Origin of the sequence: Rossellomorea vietnamensis, assembly GCF_025398035.1 — a bacterium.
Taxonomy (GTDB): Bacteria; Bacillota; Bacilli; order Bacillales; family Bacillaceae_B; genus Rossellomorea; species Rossellomorea vietnamensis_B.
The window spans coordinates 442,065-466,272 of record NZ_CP104558.1 but is presented as its reverse complement, the minus strand read 5'-3'; the positions used below and the strand labels follow the sequence as shown (position 1 = coordinate 466,272).

General features: G+C 42.0%; 27 protein-coding genes and 1 other RNA gene. 7 read left to right on the top strand and 21 right to left on the bottom strand.

What is annotated here, in order from left to right; translation table 11 throughout:
• Window positions 1-31 precede the first annotated feature (31 nt).
• Together N5C46_RS02505 and N5C46_RS02500 are read right to left on the bottom strand one after the other, a co-directional pair.
• Complete coding sequence (locus N5C46_RS02505) at window positions 32-2,560, bottom strand: cyanophycinase (RefSeq protein WP_261750779.1); 2,529 nt, start codon at window positions 2,558-2,560, stop codon at window positions 32-34.
• Window positions 2,561-2,758: 198 nt separating this feature from the next.
• Window positions 2,759-3,040, bottom strand: a complete 282-nt coding sequence (locus tag N5C46_RS02500) for a DUF6509 family protein (protein WP_034759138.1) — start codon at window positions 3,038-3,040, stop codon at window positions 2,759-2,761.
• A gap of 173 nt (window positions 3,041-3,213) precedes the next feature.
• On the opposite strand from N5C46_RS02500, the gene N5C46_RS02495 reads away from it, so the two are divergent.
• Window positions 3,214-3,522 (top strand): protein YxiS, encoded by a 309-nt coding sequence (locus tag N5C46_RS02495; protein ID WP_094075183.1) that lies wholly within the window; start codon window positions 3,214-3,216, stop codon window positions 3,520-3,522.
• Between the two features lie 51 nt (window positions 3,523-3,573).
• On the opposite strand, the gene N5C46_RS02490 is transcribed toward N5C46_RS02495, so the two are convergent.
• The gene (locus N5C46_RS02490; protein ID WP_261750778.1) at window positions 3,574-4,488 is read right to left on the bottom strand and encodes a phosphatidate cytidylyltransferase; all 915 of its coding nucleotides are present in this window, start codon (window positions 4,486-4,488) and stop codon (window positions 3,574-3,576) included.
• Between the two features lie 97 nt (window positions 4,489-4,585).
• Here N5C46_RS02490 and N5C46_RS02485 point away from each other — a divergent pair, with 97 nt between their 5' ends.
• Window positions 4,586-5,140 (top strand): hypothetical protein, encoded by a 555-nt coding sequence (locus N5C46_RS02485; protein ID WP_261750777.1) that lies wholly within the window; start codon window positions 4,586-4,588, stop codon window positions 5,138-5,140.
• A 36-nt stretch (window positions 5,141-5,176) separates the two neighbouring features.
• Here N5C46_RS02485 and N5C46_RS02480 read toward each other — a convergent pair whose 3' ends face one another.
• From N5C46_RS02480 to speD, 7 genes are all read right to left on the bottom strand, one after another.
• A complete protein-coding gene (locus N5C46_RS02480) occupies window positions 5,177-5,764 on the bottom strand; it encodes a branched-chain amino acid aminotransferase (protein WP_261750776.1) in 588 nt (195 codons plus the stop codon).
• A 42-nt stretch (window positions 5,765-5,806) separates the two neighbouring features.
• Window positions 5,807-6,559: an exodeoxyribonuclease III gene (locus tag N5C46_RS02475; protein WP_261750775.1), complete on the bottom strand. Its 753-nt coding sequence runs from the start codon at window positions 6,557-6,559 to the stop codon at window positions 5,807-5,809.
• A 207-nt stretch (window positions 6,560-6,766) separates the two neighbouring features.
• The gene (locus N5C46_RS02470) at window positions 6,767-7,162 is read right to left on the bottom strand and encodes a DsrE/DsrF/DrsH-like family protein (protein ID WP_224519904.1); all 396 of its coding nucleotides are present in this window, start codon (window positions 7,160-7,162) and stop codon (window positions 6,767-6,769) included.
• Window positions 7,163-7,234: 72 nt separating this feature from the next.
• Window positions 7,235-7,534: a rhodanese-like domain-containing protein gene (locus N5C46_RS02465; RefSeq protein WP_224519903.1), complete on the bottom strand. Its 300-nt coding sequence runs from the start codon at window positions 7,532-7,534 to the stop codon at window positions 7,235-7,237.
• A 129-nt stretch (window positions 7,535-7,663) separates the two neighbouring features.
• Window positions 7,664-8,758 carry a PRK06851 family protein gene (locus N5C46_RS02460; protein ID WP_261750774.1) on the bottom strand — a complete coding sequence of 365 codons (1,095 nt, stop codon included), beginning with the start codon at window positions 8,756-8,758 and terminating at the stop codon, window positions 7,664-7,666.
• Between the two features lie 268 nt (window positions 8,759-9,026).
• Window positions 9,027-9,824 (bottom strand): TIGR00266 family protein, encoded by a 798-nt coding sequence (locus N5C46_RS02455; protein WP_034759112.1) that lies wholly within the window; start codon window positions 9,822-9,824, stop codon window positions 9,027-9,029.
• 148 nt (window positions 9,825-9,972) lie between these two features.
• Window positions 9,973-10,785, bottom strand: a complete 813-nt coding sequence (gene speD, locus N5C46_RS02450) for an adenosylmethionine decarboxylase (RefSeq protein ID WP_261750773.1) — start codon at window positions 10,783-10,785, stop codon at window positions 9,973-9,975.
• 191 nt (window positions 10,786-10,976) lie between these two features.
• Here speD and N5C46_RS02445 point away from each other — a divergent pair, with 191 nt between their 5' ends.
• Entirely contained in the window at window positions 10,977-12,107 is a 1,131-nt protein-coding gene (locus N5C46_RS02445) for a CAP domain-containing protein (RefSeq protein ID WP_261750772.1), read from the top strand.
• Between the two features lie 115 nt (window positions 12,108-12,222).
• Here the strand turns inward: N5C46_RS02445 and N5C46_RS02440 are convergent, their stop codons facing one another.
• The 4 genes from N5C46_RS02440 to N5C46_RS02425 all read right to left on the bottom strand — a co-directional run bounded on the left by N5C46_RS02440 (window position 12,223) and on the right by N5C46_RS02425 (window position 17,170).
• The gene (locus tag N5C46_RS02440; RefSeq protein ID WP_261750771.1) at window positions 12,223-12,942 is read right to left on the bottom strand and encodes a DsbA family oxidoreductase; all 720 of its coding nucleotides are present in this window, start codon (window positions 12,940-12,942) and stop codon (window positions 12,223-12,225) included.
• 85 nt (window positions 12,943-13,027) lie between these two features.
• Entirely contained in the window at window positions 13,028-15,604 is a 2,577-nt protein-coding gene (locus N5C46_RS02435) for a helicase-related protein (RefSeq protein WP_261750770.1), read from the bottom strand.
• A 164-nt stretch (window positions 15,605-15,768) separates the two neighbouring features.
• On the bottom strand, window positions 15,769-16,215 hold the full coding sequence (locus tag N5C46_RS02430; protein WP_261750769.1) for an SRPBCC family protein: 447 nt from the start codon (window positions 16,213-16,215) through the stop codon (window positions 15,769-15,771).
• Between the two features lie 163 nt (window positions 16,216-16,378).
• Window positions 16,379-17,170, bottom strand: a complete 792-nt coding sequence (locus tag N5C46_RS02425) for an HAD family hydrolase (RefSeq protein WP_261750768.1) — start codon at window positions 17,168-17,170, stop codon at window positions 16,379-16,381.
• Between the two features lie 150 nt (window positions 17,171-17,320).
• On the opposite strand from N5C46_RS02425, the gene N5C46_RS02420 reads away from it, so the two are divergent.
• Window positions 17,321-17,617, top strand: coding sequence for a DUF948 domain-containing protein (locus tag N5C46_RS02420; protein WP_261750767.1), 297 nt, complete (start codon window positions 17,321-17,323; stop codon window positions 17,615-17,617).
• 141 nt (window positions 17,618-17,758) lie between these two features.
• Entirely contained in the window at window positions 17,759-18,409 is a 651-nt protein-coding gene (locus N5C46_RS02415) for an MtnX-like HAD-IB family phosphatase (protein WP_261750766.1), read from the top strand.
• A 247-nt stretch (window positions 18,410-18,656) separates the two neighbouring features.
• On the opposite strand, the gene ssrS is transcribed toward N5C46_RS02415, so the two are convergent.
• Window positions 18,657-18,844, bottom strand: a non-coding RNA gene (gene ssrS / locus N5C46_RS02410) — 6S RNA.
• Between the two features lie 97 nt (window positions 18,845-18,941).
• The gene (locus tag N5C46_RS02405) at window positions 18,942-19,379 is read right to left on the bottom strand and encodes a peptidylprolyl isomerase (RefSeq protein WP_034759086.1); all 438 of its coding nucleotides are present in this window, start codon (window positions 19,377-19,379) and stop codon (window positions 18,942-18,944) included.
• Window positions 19,380-19,568: 189 nt separating this feature from the next.
• Here N5C46_RS02405 and N5C46_RS02400 point away from each other — a divergent pair, with 189 nt between their 5' ends.
• The gene (locus tag N5C46_RS02400) at window positions 19,569-19,865 is read left to right on the top strand and encodes a phage holin family protein (RefSeq protein WP_051758260.1); all 297 of its coding nucleotides are present in this window, start codon (window positions 19,569-19,571) and stop codon (window positions 19,863-19,865) included.
• Between the two features lie 58 nt (window positions 19,866-19,923).
• On the opposite strand, the gene N5C46_RS02395 is transcribed toward N5C46_RS02400, so the two are convergent.
• Together N5C46_RS02395 and N5C46_RS02390 are read right to left on the bottom strand one after the other, a co-directional pair.
• Complete coding sequence (locus N5C46_RS02395; RefSeq protein ID WP_261750765.1) at window positions 19,924-20,445, bottom strand: type 1 glutamine amidotransferase domain-containing protein; 522 nt, start codon at window positions 20,443-20,445, stop codon at window positions 19,924-19,926.
• 413 nt (window positions 20,446-20,858) lie between these two features.
• Complete coding sequence (locus tag N5C46_RS02390; protein ID WP_261750764.1) at window positions 20,859-21,740, bottom strand: NAD(P)-dependent oxidoreductase; 882 nt, start codon at window positions 21,738-21,740, stop codon at window positions 20,859-20,861.
• 168 nt (window positions 21,741-21,908) lie between these two features.
• On the opposite strand from N5C46_RS02390, the gene N5C46_RS02385 reads away from it, so the two are divergent.
• Window positions 21,909-22,169 carry a hypothetical protein gene (locus N5C46_RS02385; RefSeq protein ID WP_261750763.1) on the top strand — a complete coding sequence of 87 codons (261 nt, stop codon included), beginning with the start codon at window positions 21,909-21,911 and terminating at the stop codon, window positions 22,167-22,169.
• A 43-nt stretch (window positions 22,170-22,212) separates the two neighbouring features.
• Here N5C46_RS02385 and N5C46_RS02380 read toward each other — a convergent pair whose 3' ends face one another.
• The 3 genes from N5C46_RS02380 to N5C46_RS02370 all read right to left on the bottom strand — a co-directional run bounded on the left by N5C46_RS02380 (window position 22,213) and on the right by N5C46_RS02370 (window position 24,188).
• Complete coding sequence (locus tag N5C46_RS02380; RefSeq protein ID WP_034759077.1) at window positions 22,213-22,569, bottom strand: YidH family protein; 357 nt, start codon at window positions 22,567-22,569, stop codon at window positions 22,213-22,215.
• 87 nt (window positions 22,570-22,656) lie between these two features.
• Window positions 22,657-23,784 carry an MBL fold metallo-hydrolase gene (locus N5C46_RS02375; protein ID WP_261750762.1) on the bottom strand — a complete coding sequence of 376 codons (1,128 nt, stop codon included), beginning with the start codon at window positions 23,782-23,784 and terminating at the stop codon, window positions 22,657-22,659.
• A 107-nt stretch (window positions 23,785-23,891) separates the two neighbouring features.
• Entirely contained in the window at window positions 23,892-24,188 is a 297-nt protein-coding gene (locus N5C46_RS02370; RefSeq protein ID WP_034759071.1) for a rhodanese-like domain-containing protein, read from the bottom strand.
• Window positions 24,189-24,208: the final 20 nt, after the last annotated feature.

Here is a 24,208-nt window from a genome sequence, read left to right as displayed (position 1 = left end):
GGCAAATTTCGCCCAGGCTGCTTTTTCCATGTTAGTTGTCTTCAATCGTGACTGATACCGGATCAATATCCATCTCAACCTCGAGGAATGAATAATCGTCCTTGTTCCCGTCCCGGTACCCCCAGAAACCTTCTGTCTGATTTCCTTTACTGAAGGTAAGCTGAAATCCTTCACCCTGAGAAAAGCTAAAACTTTTCACTTCATCCTGACCAACATTATCAAGGAGGCTGTAGCTTAAGTAGTTTGCAAGTCCCGGGTGTGGAGTTAATACTCCCGTATGTGGACCCGCGCTATATTCATAGTATTCATAGTCTTTTGTCGACACTTTGTGGTCGCTGATTGAAAATTCTTTCGATTCAACATTGTATTGATCACCTGATGTGATCCACGATAAACGGATATCTTTATACGTATGAGTGGATGGTGACAGATCTGACTGACTTAAATCCACTAGTGATACACCGCCTCTTCCTTTTACTTCAACCGTCTTGGATGCGTTATCCAAGATCAACGCAGTGTCCTCATCGATTCCATAAGATAACTCATTTTCTTTTCCATAGACTGCTGTCGTTGCAATCAGCCGGCCCAATCGTGCTTTTTTATCAAAGTGCTGGTCAACGATGCCATACGGGAAGAATCCAAGCCCCTTCTCAAGGTATCCGGGGCCGCCTTCTTGCTGGGACATGCCATCATAGTTTTCCGTAAACCCCTTTGATAGTGTGTCGTAGCTTCCACCGCCTGCTATCATGACATCACTCATGATGGCGGCTCCTGCACTTGTACCACCAAGGACCGCTCCATTTCGGTAAATTCTCCACATACTGCTGAGCACCTGCGAATTCGTTCCGTCTTCGTTCAATAAAGATTGTGTGATATTCGTTTGATCGCCTCCCACAAACCAGATTCCATCATACTCCAGGATGCGTTTTGCAAGATCAGGGTCATTCTTATTGTCTATCCAGTCTTCTTCATTTTCTTCCGTCCCTTTAAAGTCATGATTGGATATAGGAAGGATATCGATGTTTTCCGCCGACATGCCATATGAGGTCAAATCCTCTTTAAAAGCATGTGAAGACTTCAAACTGGAGCTTGCTGCCGGGACGACCCCGATTTTCCCATTTTCACCGGCACGCTTAATGAATTCGTTATAAACCTCTTCATTGCTGCTGCCCAAAGCCCCACCGACGATCACCAAGCTTCCTTTTGTTTCAGGATCAAAAGAACTCTCGGGAACGTCGAGCGTAGATTTCTTAAAGTCTTGTTTCAGACGATCTTTCTCACTAAAATTGACTTTCACAGGAGATACATCCATTTTCACATGAAGGATGGAGTAGGAATCCTTTTGACCATCCTGATAACCCCAGTAGCCATTCGTTTCATCCGTTTGTTTGAATGTAAGCTCAAAACCATTTCCTTTACTATCATATAGATAGCTGGATACTTCCTCTACCGCTTCATTGTCTACCAACGAATATGAAAGATAGTGCGGCAATGTCCCATAAGACGACAACACCCCGGTAGCCTGCAGAGGTTTAAAATTGTAATATTCATAGCCCTTTGTTTCAAGCTTATCTTCAGCCATGGTGAACTCTTTCGTTTTCACCTGTAGCTCATCACCCGGGGAGAGATAACTGATATCAAGATCACGAATCCCGTCTCCGGTTGTAGTGGAGCCTGAAACATCTACAATGGTCACATTGGTTCTACCCAATACGGAAATAGTCCCTTCCTGATTGTTCACAACCATCGCCGTATCCTCATCGATTCCATAGGCTAATTCATCAGCCGTTTTGTAACGTAAGGCCGTGGCGGCTAACCTGCCAAGGCGTGATCGTTCATTGAAATGTTGATCGACAATGCCCCATTGAAAGAATCCCAGTCCCTTCTCAATATAAACTGGTGCATATTCCTCTTCCGGATTAGATACGTCCTCTGTTGTAAATTCCTGACGGAGGCCTCCTAAGCTGTCTCCACCCGTTATCATCACGTCACTCATGATGGCGGCTCCGGCGCTTGTCCCGCCAAGTACGGCACCTTTCCGGTAAATCCCCCATATTTCTTCCAGTGCTCTTGTCCTTTCCCCATTCTCTTTCATTAAAGTATCGGTGATTTTCAGCTGGTCACCACCGACAAACCAAATACCTGTGAGTTTTTTTATCCTTTTGGTGATGTGATGATTTTCAGCGTTTTTCTTCCATTTACTTTCATCCTCTTCTGTCCCTTTGAAATCATGAGAAGAAAAAGGAAGGATTTCAATGGATTTTTCATCCACTCCATATGAGATCAAATCTTCTTTGAATTGAACGGAAGATTTCATAGAACCGGAAGCGGATGGAATGATCCCTATTTTAGCTTCCTTCTTTCCTCCGGATAATTCAATGAACTTTTCATACACATCCGAGTTACTGCTACCTAGTGCCCCTCCAACAATCACAAGGTTCCCTTTAATGTTCTTTTCATTCTTTTTGGCCATGATTCCAGTAGTAGCCACACTGCCGATCACAGCCAAAACAGTCAATACAACGATTCCTTTCTTCACTTTCCCCCAATAACCAATCATCAACCATTCTCCCTTCCAATCATTCTTTCATAAAGGTAACATGCAAATTTCATGCCAACTCTGAAATCTCCGAATTATCAGTCAAAAATGCAAGAATGGGTTCTAATTGGACCTTTCTGGTCACCAAGGCTTTACCCAATAACAAAAAGCACCATCCCCTTTCTTCAGAAATGAAGGGGATGATGCTTTCGATACACTTTACGCAATATGTTCTTCGCAGTAAGCAAGAAGGAGCCTCTCTTCGTCTTCTTCCAATTCAAAGTCCAGGAAGGACTCCGTGTTTCTTTCAATGATCGCAGATTGTACGAGCCTTGCTCCATTTTCGTCCCGGACAAAGATGGCTTTTATATAAATACCCTGTTCCGAATACAGTTCATCGTCTTCGGGTACTTCAACATCCAGCATCACTTCATAACGATCCCCGCTTAAAATCCCTGTTGGGTCTTTAAGTTCTTCCACATGATGATTGGTAATATTCATTTATCTATCTTCCTTTCACTATCAAACAAGTTTCTGCTTATCCTCCTATTATACACGTTCCGTCCCCCATTTAAAAATGTATTCCCTATCTATCCACTAAAGGATATAAATAGGCTTCCTTCCCAAACTCCGCTATAATAATGGTAGATCTACTGTTTAAGGAGAGATTTGAAGTGAACTCTAAAGAAATGCAGGAAAAAATCATCCAGAATTATCAGAAGGACGAACATATGATGATCCTTGTGTTTGCACAATGGTGTGTGAATCACGACCTCGATCCCGCTGAACTTTATCAAAGGGCCTATCCCCAACAGGGAGATAATCCCGCCCTGCAGCAAGGAATCGACTTGACCGTTTCAAAAGAAGAGTCCGAAGAAATTCCAGACACCACTATACTAGGTGTCCTATCCCTATTCGGGAACGATGACCTGGCTCATGTCGTGACGGAAGAAATCAGCAAACGTACGAAAGAAAAACGTTAAATTCACATAGAGGGACGGACCTTGTTAAAGGTCCGTCCCTCTGTTATTTCTTCACATAAAATCAAAGTAATAACGAATGATGTGAAAGAAGATGGGCGATGTATAAGCGAGGCTGTCGACACGGTTGAGGTAGCTTTCTTTTAGCGCAGCTACTCTTTCTTGATTGCCGATGAGAAGGTCGCGCTTCAATACGGATATTGTCAAACTTCCAACAAAACCGCTGATGCTGATGATGAGCCCAGACAGAATGCCAAATCGAATGTCAAGGGGGGTCAAAAAAGGATACAAGAAATATGACACTCCGGTTGTAACCAACATCGCCGATAGAAACCCTTCCCATGTAATGTACGGATTTGAAGTCGGAACCACCTTCCTCTTTCCGATATACATGGAGACAACAAATTGAACGATATCGCTCACCTGGGTTAGCACGACCAGGAAAAGGACAAGATTAGCCCCATATTCAGGGCTCGCAATCTGGTAATATGCGAGGTGGCTTAAACCAAACACCATCAGCATAATCCCCCATTGGGTTGAGCTCACGGAGCGCAGGAATCCGAGTGTCCCTTTTCCTAAAAGCCGGGGAAGGGGAAGAAGTAGAAATACGTATACGGGAATAAACACTATGAACATGCCATACCATCCTATATAGATCCAGTAAAACTGAATCGGGATTGATACATAGGCCCATAGGAATATCCGCCTGTCGGCTTTCCGTGTCTTCATCATGGAGAAATACTCTTTGAGGGAAAAGAAACATAGAACCATTAACGAAAACATGGATATAACAGGGTTAAATAAAGTCGCCAAACAAAATACCACGAACATTCCCCACCATGTTTTCACTCTTAGAGATATCCCGGAGAAGTCTTTTCCCCTTTGATTTCTTTTGATTTGTAAAAACAAGACGTTGACTATGACCAATCCTGTAAAAATAATAAATAAAGTCCAAATGGCCGAATCCATTTTCATCCCCCTCCTCAAATGACCATATTCAAACGGTGGATTTATTGTATAATTAAGCATATGGGAAATTCTACTACTTTAAAAGAGGGAATGAGCTATGGAGAGTAAATATATTTTTATTTTACTGACGGATACAGGAACCCTGTTTACAAAGTCCATCAAAAAGTACACGAAAGCCCCATACAATCATGCGTCCATTTCCTTCGACCGTGAACTGACCGAGTTATACAGCTTTGGCCGGAAACATCCTAACAACCCCATAAATGGCGGGTTTGTCAGAGAAGATATCTTTCATGGAACATACAGCAAATATCCACATACCACTTGCGTAATTTATCAATTGGAGGTAACGGATAGGGATATTGAAAAAATGAAGCGGGTATTAAACGTCTTTAAAAGGAGCCGCAAAAAATTCCTCTATAATATTCTTGGGGTGTTCGGTGTATCCATGAATGAGCCTGTCGAATTCAGCAACTCCTACTTTTGTTCCCAGTTCGTAGCAGAGATTCTTCAACGTTCCGGTATCAAACTGTGGGCAAAGCTGCCTGCGCTGATCACTCCGGAAGATTTCAGAAAGCACCCCCAATTCCACCTGGTCTATGAAGGAAAGTTGTTCGATTACGAGCCTGTCAAACAAAAAAGGGCAAAATAAAATCCCCCTCGGATTCGTTCGAGAGGGATTGTTCTTTTAGGACTCATCCACAGTTTGAAGAAGGTTGAATAGAATATCATATATAAGCTCGTAAACCGTAAGCATGGTTTGGCTCTCATCAAAATCACCGTGGTCATTCAAAGTGAAGTTCAAGTCCCACAGCCCATCTTCTCCATTAAACAATAGATCATAAGATGATTCACCTTTAAGAGACCCGTCTAAATAACTCTCTATCTGACTCCGATACTTCTTTTGCAGTTTTAACCCCAACATCACGTCATACGTACCAAATACGTCATCCACTTCCACGGAAACGGCATCCACCCCAATCAAAGCGAACCATTTGGATTCAAGGTAAACGAACTCATTTTTATGTTTTTTCAAATAAGTGATGTGCTGACCCAGAAAGTCGTAAGATTCTTCCCCGATCAGTTCCTCGGTTTCTTTCTCACAACGCTCGATATATGCATCCTGAAAGCGTGAACCCGCTTCCGGGGCGGCAACCTCGTCAGCATCCAATAAACCGTGATTCAACACATAGTCTCTCTCTTGTTTAAACAAGTGAACAGGAATGTCTGATCCTTTCATTTCATCAATATACTGCTGTATTCTTTTCTGTAACATTCAATTCCCTCCACATGGATTCTTTCTTATTTCCTTTATGTACTACTCTAACTCCAAGTATACAGGACAATGATCACTTCCGTGAATATCCGAGTGAATTTCAGCTTTTTCTATAGAAGGCGATAATTGTTCGGAGACGATAAAGTAATCAATCCTCCAGCCGATATTTCGTTCACGTACTTTACTCATATAAGACCACCAACTGAAAGCGTCATCCTTTTCGGGGTATAGATAGCGAAAACTATCGACGAAGCCTTCCTTTAGCAACAGACCCATTTTCCCCCTTTCTTCATCGGTGAAACCTGAATTTCCACGGTTTGACTTATCATTTTTCAGGTCAATTTCCGTATGCGCAACATTTAAGTCCCCGCATAGAATGACCGGTTTATGAAGATTCAAATCCGCGAGATAGTCTCTCAAGGCATCCTCCCATCCAAGACGTTCCTTGATCCTCGAAAGATCTCTTTTCGAGTTAGGCGTATAGACATTCACCAAGTAAAAAGAATCATATTCACATGTAATGATTCTCCCTTCAGGTTCCATATGATCCTGATTGAAACCATACGAGACTGTCAGAGGTTTCTTTTTAGTGAAAACGGCAGTGCCTGAATATCCCTTTCGTAATGCATAATTCCAATATTGGTGGTATCCCTTTAAATCCAAGGAGATTTGCCCTTCTTGAAGCTTGGTTTCCTGAAGACAGAAAATATCTGCATCTATGCTGTGAAAATAATCTAAAAACCCTTTTTTCACACAGGCTCTAATTCCGTTTACATTCCATGATACTAATTTCATAGTAATCTATTTAACTCCTTTATTCATAACTTTCATCCCTTATTATCCTACCATAAAATCAGTACACGTTATTCATTATACTGATATAATATACCGTTTTACCCAATACTATTTCGATATAACTATGGCCTTCCGTTGAAACTTTTGCATAATAAAAACCATGCTTCCGCATGGTTTTTATCGTTTATACTGATTTATTTCAATGGATTAGAATGTTAATGTGACATCTGCGTCCTTTGCGAATTCAAGGAATGTGACTGCTCCACCCACTTCGATTCCATCCACAAATGCTTCTTTATCCAAGCCCATTACATCCATCGTCATTTGGCAACCAATAAAGGAAACCCCCATCTCTTGCGCCATTTCCACTAACTCGGGAATACCGGGTACATTGGCCTTGGCAAATCCCTCTTGGAAGTGTTCTTTTCCTTCGGGCATCGGAAGCTGTTTGTGACCTTCTTTATGGATAAGATTTAATCCTTCAAATGTAAAGAAAATGGCTACTTCCTGATCGGTGGCTGCCGCCGCAGTTGCAATATTAAATACTTTATACGCATCAAATAATCCACCGTTACTTGCGATGATCGCTACTTTTTTACTCATTTTCCATTCCTCCAGATTTCGGTTTTATTCTTCCTAATTTTTGTTGTGACCCTGTGGTTTCAATAAAGAAGATTATTTCGTAGGACCTTCCCAAGACATCATTCCACCGGTCATATTAATGACATTGAACCCCTGACTCTCAAGAAATTGTGAAGCTTGTCCACTTCTTCCTCCAGAACGGCATACCATGATATATTCTTTCGTCTTATCTAACTCACCCATACGACTTTCAATCGAACCCAACGGAATATGTTTAGCAGCCGGAATCATTCCTGAAGCGACTTCTTCATCTTCACGAACGTCTATTATGTTTAAAGATTGATTGCCTTCAGTTACTAATTCTTCAACTTGTTTTGCGGTTAATTCTTTCATAATGATTCCTCCCAATTCTCTGATATGAATAACTGTATGTACATATAATATACCTGCATGGGTATTTTGTCAACCCAATAAAAGCGTGATGACATAATGATCACCACGCATGGCCCTTTCCTCTATACCCTACTTCTTTATAAACTCACTTATTTCCTGAAAGATTTCTTCTCTAATCATATTAACCTTTGCAAAGTCCATGGCCCCTATATAAATGGATTCGAGTTGTTCACGAAGCTTCTTAGCTTCTTTTAAATATGAGATTGCTTCATTCATTTTATCCTTATAGGCTTTTGTCGTCCGTTCGATATCGCCAGCATATTTTTCATCTGTCCCCTCGGTAATACATCTTTCATACATATCGATGATTTCGTCTGATTCCCGATCAGGAAAATATTCATGTGGTGCGGTGCTATCAAATATAGCGATCCCTATTTCTCTGATGATCAACATATCAAGACTATTCGGGTCAAAACCGCAATGATAAACTTCTACGTCAAATCCTTTCTCTTCTGCAGCAGAAGCAATTTTCTTTAACATCGTTGACTTTCCGGAACCTGCACGCCCTTTGATAAAGTAGCGCTTCCCGACATCCTCCGTTAAATTCTGAATGTAGTCAACTGCCCCATCAGGAGTAGCGGCACCCAAGAACCGATGTTTGACTGTGGAGGATTTAGGAAGGCTGTCTTCTTCAAAAAAGAGTGAAATCAACTCGTTTGTCAATTCATTGGCTTTTTCGAAGTCCATGTTCGCAATGTAGATGTCTTCAATGTCATCATGGGCACTCAGGGATGACGCAAAGGTATGATACGCTTTCTGAAAGAGTGAGGCAATGTGATCATTTAAGGCAAGGATTTCTTCCTTGTGCCCGGTCAGTTCATTACGGTCCCATGCCACTCCTAAATTCACATACTCTTCGATCACGCCGGGTGCTTTTGGTTCAATAATATGAGGAGCTGTCCCATCTACAATCCCCACACCGAATTCAGGGAGGAGAACACCGTCGATGGATTGATTATCGGAAGCACAATGCAAATAGTCTACGTTTAACCCAATTTCTTCAAACCGTTTTCCAATCGTTTTCATCAATGAGGATTTCCCTGTTCCAGGACCACCCTTTAAGATATATACCCGCTCTAATCCAGCGAGTACTGAATCATATAAACTGTAGAATCCTTTTGCCGTATTCCCTCCAGCATAATAATGACGAATCTTCCCTGTCATGAAATCACCCTTTCACATCATTTATTTAAACATATGATGCGGGATCTAAATAGGTGAATACCCACACCTAAAGCGGAAGCGGCTTGAACAGAGGCGACCAGCATAAGGCTAACATGCCGGAAAGGCGCCCTTTGCCTTTTTGGCATGTTAGCCTTATGACCTCGAGCCTCTAGCCGCTGGAGCTGGATGAAACTAAAGCGGAAGCGGCTTGAACGTAAAAAAAGCACTTCCACGAATGGAAATGCTCTTTTATATGATTATACGTGAATCAATCATCTCCGTTTAGGAAATCCCCGATTCCACCAAGTATACTTCCCTCACCCGTCGAACGCCCCCCACCTGGAGCGTTTGCATAGATCCGTTCCGCTAACCGGCTGAACGGAAGAGACTGTATCCATACCGTACCCGGTCCACGGACAGTAGCAAAAAACAGACCCTCTCCACCAAGGAAAGCCGATTTGATTTTGCCGACATATTCAATGTTGTAGTCCACTTCTTTTGTCATGGCCACTAAACAACCCGTATCCACCCGCAGCACTTCCCCCGGCTGGAGCTCTCTTCTATAAATCGTTCCCCCGGCATGAAGAAAGGCTAAACCGTCCCCTTCAAGTTTCTGCATAATGAAACCTTCTCCCCCAAAGAAGCCGGTTCCCAATTTCTTTTGAAAATCGATTCCGACAGACACTCCCTTAGCCGCACAAAGAAAGGCATCCTTTTGACAAATCACTTTACCGCCTAATTCACTTAAATCGACCGGAATGATTTTTCCCGGATAGGGAGCCGCGAAAGAGACGTGCTTCTTGCCCATTCCTTCATTGGTGAAGACGGTCATGAATAAGCTTTCGCCCGTCAGTATTCGCTTACCCGCTCCCACAAGCTTGCCAAGAAATCCTCCTGTACCGCTTCCTTTTGCTCCATCCCCAAAGATCGTTTCCATTCCGATACCGTCTTCCATCATCATCATACCACCAGCTTCGGCTACGGCACTTTCACCTGGATCCAACTCTATCTCGACAAACTGCATATCATCCCCGTGCAATTTGTATTCTATTTCATGTGAATTCATTCCCTTTTCCTCCTCTATTTACATGCATATTAACCTATTCTTCAAGAGGGGGGGATTTCCCTTCTCAAATCCCATTTTCATAATAATTAGAAATCATGGAGAAAACCCCTTTGCGCTAATGGTCGCAAAGGGGTTTCAAAGATCACTTTTACGGTCGGGGAATATTTTTACCGTAAAAGATTTCATCCATTTCCATTTTTAGTTTGTCTGTAATCTCGTCGACCTCATCCTCTTCCAGTTTGTCCTTTGTATAGCCGAATAAGTAATTGTTCAAATCAAATTCTTTCAATTTGCATTTTGTGTGGAAGATGTTTTGAGGATAGACATTCACATCGATCATGTCATACTCATCCTTAATTTCTTCCGGAATGTAATTCTGAATGGAATTGATGTCATGGTCGATGAATAGTTTTCTTCCATTAATATCCCTTGTGAATCCTCTCACGCGATAATCCATTGTCATGATATCGGTGTCGAAGGAGTGAATTAAATAATTCAATGCCTTCAGGGGAGAAATTTCCCCGCATGTAGAAACATCGATATCTGCCCTGAATGTAGAGATCCCTTCATGTGGATGATACTCCGGGTAGGTATGGACCGTAATATGGCTTTTATCAAGATGCATCGTCACAGTTGAAGGCAAAGGACCGGGTGATTCATCAAAATGCTCCGTCGGCACTTCGACGATCGGCCCTTCCGATACCAGGATGGTGACACTTGCCCCCTGGGGAACATAGTCCTGTTTCGATACGTTCAGTACATGTGCCCCGATGATATCCGAAACATGGGTGAGGATTTTCGTCAATCTATCGGCGTTGTATTGCTCATCAATGTATTCAATATAGGCTTCCCGTTCTTCACGGGTCTTTGTATAACAGATATCATACATATTAAAACTCAACGACTTCGTTAAGTTATTGAATTCATGCAGTTGAATCCGTTCTTCATGAGATAATTTCATTGCTATTTTCCCCCTTTATGTAAATGGTGAAGATACCCTATTTAATTATCTTACCCAGAGCCATCCAAACTAAAACAGGCAGACCTGATTGAAAATGGTGTAGAATGGGTACTGAGCAAAGAGAGTAGCCTTTCTCTTTTTACTTCTATATTATTTTGGATACAATGGAAGGTAGAATGGAGTGTTAGCATTTGAGACGATTATTTATACTTATCATGATTATTGTGGTTGCCTATATATCAAAACCCGCCTGGGAAGAGAAAGTGGAAGCGTCAGGTTTTGACACTGTCCTCTCCAAAATCGAAGAAATGAAGAACAACCCTAAGGTTCAGGATGCCTTTGATCAACTCTATCAGGAAGTGAACCTGCTCCTGGTAAAGCTGGACGAGTCGTTCCGTGACCTCGAGAACACCTCTGATACCAAGAAAGAAGACCCTGTGGAGAAGCCTGCTTTAACAGTCCCAAGCGATCAAACGTTTTCAATCTATAATATTGAACTCGGGGATTCCAAAGAAAGTGTGGAGGAAGAAGTAGGCGAAGCCAAGAGAAAATCCAGCAATGAATACGGGGTTTCATGGTATGCCTACCATGAAAATTATCGGAACTTCTTCATGGTCTCCTATGATCAAAACCAACAGGTAAATGGACTGTTCACGAATCAAGATCTTCTCTCCTCTGATTCAGGGATCAAGATGGGTGTTTCCAAAGAGGTGGTACAGAATGAACTTGGTGAACCATTGACCAATATCCGGAAAGGACTGACATTATATCAGTTGCAAAATAACGGGGAACAGGATGTGTACCAGATCGATGGGAGCTATGTGACGATCTTTTATGATAAGCATGAAAATGATACCGTAACCGCCATCCAGATCATCGACGGGAACCTGGAAACGAATAAGAAAAACTTCTATACGGTGGGAAGCTCTGAATTGAAAGAAGGGTTTGAATACCAACTCTTCGACCTTACGAATGCCACCCGTGTAGAGAAAGGACTGAATGTCCTATCATGGGACAGTTTGGTGAGGGATACAGCACGTAAACATAGTCTGGATATGGCGGAACAGGATTATTTCAGTCACACGAACCTAGAGGGTCAGTCACCATTTGATCGCATGGAAGAAGATCAGGTAGCCTTTCGCACTGCTGGGGAAAACCTCGCCTACGGTCAGTTAAGTTCGATTTTCGCCCACGAAGGGCTGATGAATTCCAAAGGTCATAGAGAAAATATCCTCCAGCCACACTACGAACATTTAGGTATAGGGGTAGCCTTCAACGAAAAGTCCCAGCCTTATTATACAGAGAATTTTTATAGTAACTGACATTATTTCGAGCGCCTTTTCGTCCCTGGCCGCTGGAATTTCATGAAAACCAAAAAACACAAGCGGGTGCATTCTCCCGCTTGTGTTTTTTGGTTTATTAAAAGTGGTGTAAAGATCATGACTTGGATGGAGGAATCTCACATCCGTTTTCATCACATGCCATTCCATCCGTTCCAAGGGGCTGTAGAGCTGAAGGTTCATTTTCCTCTTCCCACACCTTTTGTATGGAATTCAAAAACACATCACTTGGTTGAGCACCTGAAATCGCATACTTACGATTGATAACAAAGAACGGCACACCTTGGACACCGATTTGCCTCGCTTCTTCCTCATCCTGGCGAACCTCTTCTGAGAAATCACTGCCTTCAAGGACGGAAACAGTCTCCGCTTCATCCAGTCCAGCCTGTTTTGCTAATTCCACGAGCGTTTCTTTGTCACCAATATGTTTAGAAAGAGTAAAGTGGGCATACAACAGGATTTCAGTCATCTCTGCTTCTTTCCCTGCTGTTTTCGCATATTTAGTCAGGCGGTGGGCATCAAACGTATTAGTCGGTATGCTTGAGTCAAACCGGAAATCAAGACCGACAGAGGCTGCTTGCCGGCTCATGCCATCGGTCATGTTTTTAGCTTCCTCAAGAGATGTTCCGTATTTTTTGGAAAGGAGTTCTTGAATACTATATTCTGTGTTGACCGGAGCGCCGGGATCGAGTTCAAAACTTTTGTATTCAATTTCAACAGTATCCCTCTGAGGGAAATGCTCCAATGCCTTCTCTAAATGACGTTTTCCTATATAGCAGAATGGACATACATAATCTGACCATACTTCAATTTTCAATCTTACCACCTCTATCATCGTTTTCAGTTCGTACTAGATCGTATCACATAACCTTTCATCTTACATAAGATTTGCTCACGATTCACTAATATCGCGGTTTCCCCTTCGTTCTTCTTTTAACCCTCACGGCATGACAGCGATCACAGATAGGAAAACCGAAGTTCGGAGGAAGTTTTTTTCCGCATTGCCTGCACGATGTTAAACTTGTGACTTCTGTCCGCAGGCTTTCGTGAACACCATCGGCAATTTCACTCCTGATCCGTTCCCAATAGTAAGCTTCCGTCTGTCTGCCCAATCGGTATAAAAATAATAGATGAAGCCCGACAGCTTTATATGAAACTTCTTTTTGCTCTAGGTTCGTACTCTTCAACTGTGGTTCAGGCAGTTCTTCACCCTCTACAATCGCTTGCATGCACTGGAGCCACTGCTCCGTTAACTGTGTTTCCTTCTTGGAGAAAGGAAGATGGAGAAAGCCGTATAGGTCATTTAATGAAAGTTTAGCCTCGATTTCAGTTCCACGGATCAATTCATATAGTTCCCTTTCTTCAAAAAGGGTCGCTTTTTCCGTGCCGAATGGACTTTTGAACTTGTCCCATAAGAAGAAGAACGTGTCCATATCATGGTAATGTCTTTGAAAACGTTCAAACACACCACTCGTGGGGGCGATGGCAAACGTTTCGAGGGCTTGGTCAGGCTTTTCGAGGAGCTGCTTCATCACCTTAATATCCTTTGAGAAAGCTACTTTCCCCTCATTGTAAATTCCTTTTCTTCCTGCGCGGCCGGCAATTTGCTTAACTTCCTGTGAAGTCAGCCTTCTCCTCCTCGTCCCATCAAATTTATCCGTTTCCAGGAAGACGATTCTGCGTATGGGCAGGTTCAGTCCCATCCCGATTGCATCGGTCGCAACAATCATATTCGTTTTCCCTTTAATGAACTGCATCATCTGCCTCTTCCTTGTTTCAGGAGGCATACTTCCGTAGATCATGCTGACTTTATGTCCATTATTTTGTAATCTTGAAGCGGTATCCAACACTTTCTTCCTTGAAAAACAAACAACTGCGTCCCCTTTTTTAGCATGTCTCAATTGAAATTCTTTTGATTCGACCTCAAGGGGGATGTCTCGTTTGTAATGATGAATCTCGACGTTGCCTTCCCCGACCAATCCCATCAGTAGATCCCGGACGTTTTCACTCCCGATGATATGGACCTCTTTGGCTCTCGCCTTTGTAATGGCACGATACCAGGAGAATCCTCTATCCTGATCGGCAAGCATTTGGGCCTCATCGATCACGATCACTTCATATTCATCTTTTTCACGAAACATTTCAACTGTTGATGAAACATGGTGTGCAGAAGGAACTTCTTTCTCTTCTTCGCCTGTTTTCAGATTACACGGGACGCCGTCTGCATTCAATGTATCGAATACTTCCAGAGCGAGTAAACGGAGGGGGGCCAAATACATACCGCTTCTGGCTTCTTTCATCCGGCTGATTGCATGATGCGTTTTCCCTGTGTTGGTTTCACCGATATGAAGGATATAATGGATATCACCTCTGAACGAAGGGCTATATTCCCGTCCAAAGATTTCTTCCAGTATTCGTTCTTCTTCCTCTTGCTTCCGTTTTAATTCAGCGAGTTCAGCTGCTTTTCTTTCCTCGCGCTTCTTGAGATCTTTTTCATATAATGAAAGATGAACATCTGTATCAAAAGGAATTTCTGTCAGTCTGTATAAATCATCCATATACTCCTCTTGAATCTTGCTGAAAAAGTTGGATTTCAGCGTCAGGAGAAAATGGTGACTGAGCCTGCTCAACCTTTCTTCTGTAAGTTCCTGGCCGTACACCGTCTCATATCCCTTCCTTAATTCTTCGGGCATAAGCTCGGATAAGGACCGATAGACCACCTGCTCTGTGTGATAAAAGACAAAGCGTTCATAGGGATAGAAATAGGTTTCATATTCCCACACATGTCCATCCCAATGCTCACTCTTTTTGTGAATCGAACCCGTGAATTCTGTAAGAAAATCGGAAACGGTGACAAAGGAGTCCTTCGTATAGCGTCCCTCTTCTTCTAATTTCACTTCCAACATATACGGTTCAACCGATCGGAATTTGGTTTTGGTCCGTATATCACTCATCCATTTATTGGCGAATAAAAATCGCAATTCCACATACCAATGAGTCTCTAGCTTGTCCATTTGTTGGCTGATGAAAGAAAGAGTCTTTTTTTGACTCTCTTTTTGAAGGACCGCCTTCTTTTTTTCTTCTTGATTCTTAACAAATGTCTTTCGGACCTCACGATGTCGTTCTGTCCAATCTTCTTCGGATATAGGATGATCCTGTATCCAGGTTAAAATATGGAAAGGTTGATACTCTCTGATTTCATTCCGGAACAATTTGTTGATCAATTTTTTATCCGTACCTTCAATATCGTACCCTTTATCTCTGAGAAATGCTTTTTTATGACTCCGCAAGACATCATTGGTTACTTTATTAAGCCAAATATTCAGCCATATTTGATGAAAGAAAGCACTCCTTTCCTTCAAATAATCCTGAAATGAAGGACATTTTTCGTGTTTCTCCAGGAAAAGTGTCATATCCTCCTCGATTTTTCGTTTCGTTTCCTCTATTGCTTCTTCTCGAAGTATGTGAAGCTTTTGCATAATAAGACCCCTTTTTATCGTGATACAGATTCCGCTACTATTTACTTTATAGTGTATGTATTTCTTCTCTATCTAACAATTCACTTGCTCAAATAAGTCATTATATCACATATGCAAATCATCTATCATTACTATTTAGGTGCCTGCGTGAAGATTAAAGTGCATCAGGTTTTACTTCTTTCAATGGCTTCTCCCACGGCAACCGTTAGTTCCCTGGTAAGTTCGGCAACCATTTTATCGAATGCATGTTGCAGCATCTTTGCCACCGGGCTGGTGGATACAATGGATAGGCTTCCAGTCATGCTTGTGACAAAGGTGTCTACTTCTTCCGCTTTGAAAAATCCTGAACCCGTGAACCTTTGATTTATACCCTTTAACGTGAACTTCACTTCAGATGGTTCCTTCCAATCTGTAATTCTCACATTCACATGGATCTTTTTTGTCACCATCCCATAATGAACGGTGAATTTCCACGTTGATTGATTATTGGAATAAATAGTATGCTCCCTGTATCCCGGCACAAGTGGCGCCCAAGCATTCATATCACGAATAAAAGTCCATACATCCGATCGCGATGCATGGACTTTGACTTGATGTATTCCATTTCCCATAAGTCATCTCCCCCTTTTTAGAATGAAATCATTTCCTCATTCAACTCATTTCTCCCGTATAGGTTGCCGGGACTTTGATGAATAGTATGAATGGGAATGGATCATTATGACAGGTGAACCTAATAAATAGAGAGGCACCGACAAATCGGAGCCTCTCTCATTGTTATTTGATGATATTCTGGACAATGCGGGGCACTTCTTTCAGTGCCTTCACTTCATAATCCGGGACAACCTTTTGTGGTGTTTGCCCCCGTCGATTAATCCATATCGTTTTGATACCGATTCTTGATGCCCCCAGGATATCCGTGTTTAAGTTATCTCCAACCATAATCACTTCATCCTTATGAAGCTTCAACCTTTCTAATGCATGATGGAACATGGCAGGATCCGGTTTTCCTTTACCGACATCCCCGGAGATGATGATTTCTTTGAAATAAGGGAGAAGTTCAGGAGTTTTATCGAGCTTTGTATTTTGTAAATGAGGGGAACCATTCGTTAATAACAACAGTTGGTAGTTTTCCTTCATTTCATTTAAAACCAGGAACGTATCTTCATATACATATGGTCTTTGTTTTCGTTCCTGTCGAAATTTCTCGGATAATTCTTCACCAAGTACGGAATCCGTTATACCCATAGAATTCAATCCCCTGGTCCATGATTCTTTGCGGTAGGAAGGGACGGTTTCTTTCATCTTCAGGAAATTCTCATCATGTTCATCGAGGAAGTCCCCCCAAAGGCCTTCAAAAGGGTTAATTCCAATATTCTGCGTGAACTCATATGTATCATATGTTGCATACAGCTCCCTGGCTGCTTCCCTGACGCTTGACTCCAGCGCTTCTGGATCGGTTCCCGCCTTCTGATGTGCATAGTGGCACGTTGCTTTGAAGGCTTCTTCAATGCTTTTCGAATCCCATAGTAAAGTGTCATCTAAATCAAACAGGATGGCTTTGATCACTCTCATCTCTCCCTTAACGTATTCAACTTATCATTTAGATTACTAGCTAAATCTGAAATAGTAAACCAGAAGGATAAAATAATTTATGCGTTATTTTCAACAGTATTAGGGAATATAACTAAAAACAGAGTAAAACGAGGTGAAATCAATATGTGGATCGTTTATGCAAGCATTGCCTTATTTGTCATTTCCCTGATTATGCTGGGTGTGGCATTGATGAGGACCGTCAAGACCACACGTCCCATTGTGAATGAAATGAATCAAAGGGTAGCCACTATTCAATCGAGGATGGAAAAAATCTCTTCAGAATCAACTCAGCTACAGGAAACCCAGGGAGAGATTCAACATGATATCGAATATAAAAAGTCCACTATTACGGATACCATCCAAGAGGTAAAACGTACGCCTGAAGTATTAAAAGAATTTGTAAAGAGTATGAAAAGATAGTGTTCTGTCACCTTGCTTGATGCAGGGTGATTTTTATTCCACATAAAGTTTACATAATATTATTATGATTGATAGAGTTCCTTTCTTCCCCCCACGTATTCATGATACAATCGACTACATTCGTTACGAGGAGGAAAAGCTGTGAAAAAATGGGCATTTGTTTCAGACTTCGATGGAACCATTTCTAAAAAAGATTTCTACCATCTCGTCATGGAGAAATATTTTCATGAAGGAGAGGCCTTATATACCAAATGGAAGGCTGGTGAAATGAAGGACATCGATTTTTTGTCTACCGTCTTTTCATCGATTCATCAAGACGAAACTCAAATTATTGAGGATATCCATTCATTGGAAATCGATGAACATGTCACTGCCTTCATCCGTAAAGTCCAGGCTCAAGGAGGGGATTTCTATATCCTCAGTGCGGGAACGGATTATTATATCCACCATATTCTTCAAAAATACGGAATCACGGATGTGAAGGTATTCTCAAATGAAGGCTATTATATGGAAAAGAATGTACACATGAAGATCGATCCGGATCATCCCCATTACTCAGAGCGTTATGGGATTGACAAGTCCACAGTGATTTCTGAGCTTAAAGAAGAGTATGAGATGATTTACTTTGCCGGTGATAGCGAGCCGGATAGCCACCCGGCTGAGGTGGCGGATGTCACCTTTGCCATGGAAGCACTGCAGGGGATCCTTGAGGAACGCGGGACCCCATTTATTAAAGTAAATGATTTCTATGACATAGACCGTCATTTAACAGAAAGAGAGGTATTAAAGTAAACCACTTTGCACTTTTATTTCATGCATGATACACTTAATCTGCCTCTCCCGGACATTCGCTTGTTGCGGGACACTTAACCATGTACGGACGGGAGGGGCCTCGATATACTAATACAAAGACTGAGTCCATCATTTTTGGATTCAGTCTTTTTTAGTTGAATGGCCTACTTATTATGGTGTTGCTAGCATTTAACGCAATAAAATAGAAAAGCCAGCCCCCGATTGGGAACTGACTTGAGATACTAAGGTTTGAGCCACAGTTGCCGTAATGTGATATAAGAAAGTTTTAAACCACCACTCCTCAAAGTGGGTGTTTGCAGAAGGTTTCCTGTCGTCCTCAGTCGTGGAGGCTTGACATTCCAACTTCAATGTAAAACTCCCTATTACAGTTTAAAGGTTAAAACTTCGTTATGATTACGAACAACGCAGCCTGTATTAGTATGATACAACATCAATTGTATTATTTCAACTGTTGTTTTTCTTCTAGTTGATTCAGAGTGATGCGAACGAAGCAAGGTCCGTCCCTCAACAATTATGCATCAAATACTTCGACTTTCTCCATTACGTCGCCGTTTTTCATTGATTTGGCGATGTCGATCCCTGAAGTCACTTTTCCGAAGACAGTATGAACGCCGTTAAGGTGAGGCTGTGGCTCATGTACGATGAAGAATTGGCTGCCTCCTGTATCTTTACCGGCATGGGCCATTGATAAAGAACCTTCTTCATGCTTATGCGGATTCCCTTCTGTTTCACATTTGATTGTGTAACCAGGACCACCCATACCGTTACCGTTCGGGCATCCTCCTTGGCTTACGAAACCAGGGATGACACGGTGAAAGCTTAAACCGTTGTAAAAACCTTCGTTTGCCAATTTTTCGAAGTTTGCCACTGTTCCAGGTGCTTCATTTGGAAATAAATCAAATTCAATTTTTTCACCTGTTTGGAATTGTATGTATCCTTTTTTCGCCATATTAAACAGCTCCTTTTTTATTATAGGTCAATCAATATAATATCATTGAACATTTCTCATGTCACTTTAAAGGTTAGCCTGCACCCAATCGTTTTTATTTTGTCATTCAGCCAAACTGGTTGTCATGAAGCTCCCGGGGGTGTGAATAAGCTATATAGAAGTCATTTATCATTATAGGGAGTGGACCAAATGATTGAAAACTTATTAAGCGGCATTTCCATTGATCCTCAAGTCACCGTGCTCGTTCCCGTGTTATGGGTACTTGGGTATGCTTTGAAGCGGACCCCCCATATCCCGGACTGGCTCATCATCTGGATTCTTTTACTGGTGGGTGTTGGAGCGAGCGGATGGACGTTAGGATTTGACTTTAACGGGATCGCAAATGGATTTATCGCAACGGGGGCTGCCATCACCACCCATCAATCAGTCAAACAGACCTTTTTCGAAAGGGTGAATGATCGAAATAAGAGAGACAAGAAGAAATAAAGAAAAAAAGACTGGCCTACAGGGAACGATCAGAGTTCCCCCGGCCAGTCCTTTTTCATTATTTAGCCAGCGTGTCAATGAATTCTCTCATATAATCAGGCAGATCAGGTGGTCTTCGACTGGAAACGATATGGCCGTCTGTCACGACCGGTTCATTCATCCAGATAGCCCCTGCATTTTCCATGTCGTCCTTTATTCCAGGTGTGCTTGTGACTTTTACACCCTGAAGAATCTTCGCTGAAATCAAGACCCATCCTGCATGGCAGATTTGGCCGATTGGTTTCTTACGTTCATCCATGGATTTCACCATGGCAATGACCTCTTCATACCGACGAAGCTTATCCGGGGACCAGCCTCCCGGAACAAGAATGGCATCATAGTCCTCCGGGTTTATGTCTTTAAATGCATATTCAGAAACAATCGGCACTCCATATTTCCCGATATACTCCTCATTGCCCTTTTCTCCGACAATATGAACCGTCGCCCCCTCTTCCCGCAGACGCAGGACCGGATACCACAGCTCCAGGTCTTCGAAGTCTGCACTGACCAATTGGATGACTTTTTTTCCGACTAACTTCATTTGATTCCCTCCTCTATTATGTACACGATTATTGGAATCAGCACATTTTGCAACCGATAACCTTAATTGTATGGACTATATTTCTTTATCGCTTTAATGATGGTTTTCGTTTGGAAGTAGGAGACAAAGAAGGCAACCACGGTCATCATGGTACCAAATATGTATATCAACCTGGAAAATTGCCTGAATGAATTTTTTTTCAAGAGAATCACCATACTTTCAGTAAATTTATGCATGCTCACCTATTATTCCCATATTGGATTGAAATATAAAGGGAAACAGACAATGTTTTCAAGCATATAGTGCAGCCCACTAGTATCCTGACTTATTCGGAAAAATTCAAAAAACACCCCATAAAAGTTAGATTGGTTTCTAACTTTTATGGGGCAGTTCATTTCCTGAAACGTTTTATATTAAGCTTCCAATAGTTTGATTAATGCTTGAGTGCCACTATTTTCTTCGCCTTCTGCAGCAAGCTGCTCATATAATGAGAGAGCAAGTTCAAGACCAGGTGTCCGGAGTTCCATCTCTTTTGCTGAATGAAGGGCAATCTTAAGGTCCTTGATAAAATGTTTAACGTAAAACCCTGGAGCATAATCCTGCTCGATCATGCGGGGAACCAGGTTACTGAGGGACCAGCTGCCCGCTGCCCCTGATGTAATGCTTTTCAGTACAGTGTCTGGGTCCAAGCCGGATTTCTTTGCGTAAAGTAATGCTTCACTTACTCCCATCATGTTCGAAGCAATGGTGATTTGGTTACACATCTTCGTATGCTGACCCGCTCCTGGTTTTCCTTGATAGACAACATTCGTACCCAGGAGTTCCAAAAGTGGTTTTACCAGATTGAACGTGTTTTCTTCCCCTCCCACCATAATGGAAAGCCTTGCTTCTTCAGCTCCGATATCCCCTCCCGAAACGGGAGCATCCAATATCGATATACCCTTCTCCTTTCCCGATTTAAAGATTGCATCTGCGAGTGCCGGTGAAGAAGTGGTCATATCAATGGCAACCGATCCCTGTCTTAAATGGTGCAGTATGCCGTCCTCACCAAGGTACAGTTCTTCAACATCAGAAGGGTAACCAACAATCGTGATAACGAGATCTGAAGCTTCAGCAAGCTCCTTTGGTGTGTCTGCCCATTTTGCACCACGATCTATGAGATCCGAGGCTTTATGTTTTGTGCGGTTATAAATAACAAGCGGAAATCCTGCCTCCAGAATATGACCAGCCATACTTTTTCCCATTACTCCTGTTCCAATAAATCCGATGACCGTCTCTTTCGTCAGTCTTTTCATTCCATCCACCCTCTCTTTGTCTACCATCCATGTTTATTTTCATCCATATTGAGAAGATTGTCCACTCCTTCATTATTTTGGCACCACTTCCCCATGTTTAAATTCATGTGCGTCGGGAATACAAAGAACATACTAAATAACGAATCACTTGAATGGAGGAGAATGAATATGAAAGTAAATAAAACGTTACTTGTTGGTGCAACCGTTACGGCTGGTTCACTTGGATGGATTCTATCATCGAAAGAAAAACGTAATCAGCTGCACAATGTGAAAGAAGGATTGGTTACGAAGTTTAAAAAGAGAAGAAAAGAAGACCTGCCCGTTGAAAAAGGCGGAAATCCGGATCCTTCAAATATAGAAGACAACTCCATGGTAAGTGAAGGTGCCATGACATCCGTTCAATACTACAATGAACAAAAACAGGATTAAAATAAGCTGAACGCAGGGATTTATCCTTTTGCGTTCAGCTTTTTTAATTTAATGAAAAGAAATAAACAGTCACAAGTAAAAGGACGATGGTGGCCACTACTGTCATCATTTTGATAAAGACATCTGCTGACACGAATGTTTGTGTATTGATATGCCTTCTAGTTCTGTAATAATTGATGGTAGAGCCAATGATGATGGCAAACCCGATGAAAATCGAAATCACACTTATTCCGGCGGCAATCCTATCTTGAACAGGGTTCCCTTGAAGGGAATTAAAATGTAAACTTGTCGTTAAAAATCCAATTCCGATTATGGCAATGGCTGTACGGATCCAAGCCAGGAACGTCCGTTCATTAGCCAGGTGCTGCTGTATATATTTTGATTCATTTATTTCATTCATGCTGCTCACTTCCTCAATTCTACCATTGGGCAAACATCCCATTAAGTTGGGATGTTTGCCTTCTTTACATATTACGTATCAATCAGATCAGCGCACGGCACATCTATTTGGGCCTGTTTCCATTTCACGTTTTGCATCTTCATCAGGATTGATTTTACCCATATTCGTTTCACGGATTTTCTGATAGCTGTTTGGTTGAGGAGGGAGGTTTTCTGTGACTGTTTTTCTGAATTCCTCTTCGTCCTCTATGTTCAATCCATGATTCTCTTCATATAAGTCTCTCAGACGATGTGAGATCGATCCGTCATCATTCATTTCATTTATCGTCATATAGTGGGCCGGCAGGACAATCAAGTCATCGTTAAGGTTCTTATATCTTGAATACAATGTTTCCCGCAAGTCCCCTACCCAGTCCTCTGCTTTACCGGCTAAGTCAGGTCTCCCAATGGAATCAATAAAGAGAATGTCCCCAGTGAGTAAATAGTGCCGATCGACAATAAAAGAGGTACTTCCGATCGTATGCCCTGGCGAGTATACTGCTTCAATCATTGTATCCCCCACTTTGATGCCAGTTTCATCTTTGACTTCTTTATAGGTGTACTGGACTTCTTCTGCATCTTTCGGTGGCAAATAATATGGTGCATCAAATTCGTTACTTAAAGATCGGCCACCGGAAATGTGATCTGCATGGAGATGGGTATCCAGTACTGCTATTACTGATAGATCGTGATGTTGAATGAACTTCTTATAGGGCTCTATCAGGCAGCTGGGATCAATGAAAGCAACCTCGCCTTTGGATACAATCGCATAAGATAAGCACCCTTTCCCTATCCGTATGAATTGATAAAGGACACCACCAGACACATCACCGATTTTTACTGGTTCAAGGTATTCGCTCCATGCCTGCATTCCACCTTCAACGGAATAGATATTATTCATTCCTGCACCGGCAAGCATCTCAGCCGTTTTAGTCGAAGAATTCCCTTTTGCACAAATGACATAAATGGCTTCATTGTCTGGTAAAATGGATTGAACCGATTCAAGATTGTCCTTCAACTCTGAAAAGGGTTTGTTGATGATCTTCACGTTTTTCCCTTCCACTTTCCAATCGTCAAATGCGTCCTTGGGACGAACATCCAAAATGAACATTCTGTCTCCATTCATGATTTTTTGGGTAAGTTCCCCTGCTGTCAAATTCTTTACTGAAGTTGTCATAACCTATTTCCTCCCTTAGATTTATTATTTTCTCTTCGTATTTACATTATCCTAAAGTTCAACTTTTAAACCTGTAGGGGTATTTGATAAGGAATCGAGGAAGAGGCTTACTCAACTTTCCCTTCCCATGCTAGCATACCGCCTTCCAAGTTGGTGACCTCATATCCGTGATAAGCAAGAAACTTCACGGCACGGCTGCTTCTGCCCCCTGATTGACAGACTATGATGTATTCTTTTTTCTTATCCAATTCATTCATACGAAATTCGAGCAACCCTAAAGGAATATTGGTGCTCGTAGGGATTTTCCCATTCAGCACTTCAGCCGGCTCCCGTACATCAATGATATTAACTTGTTCCCCCGCAGATAATCTCCGGTTTACTTCATTGCTCAGGATCGTTTTCATATTAAAATTCCTCTCTCTCC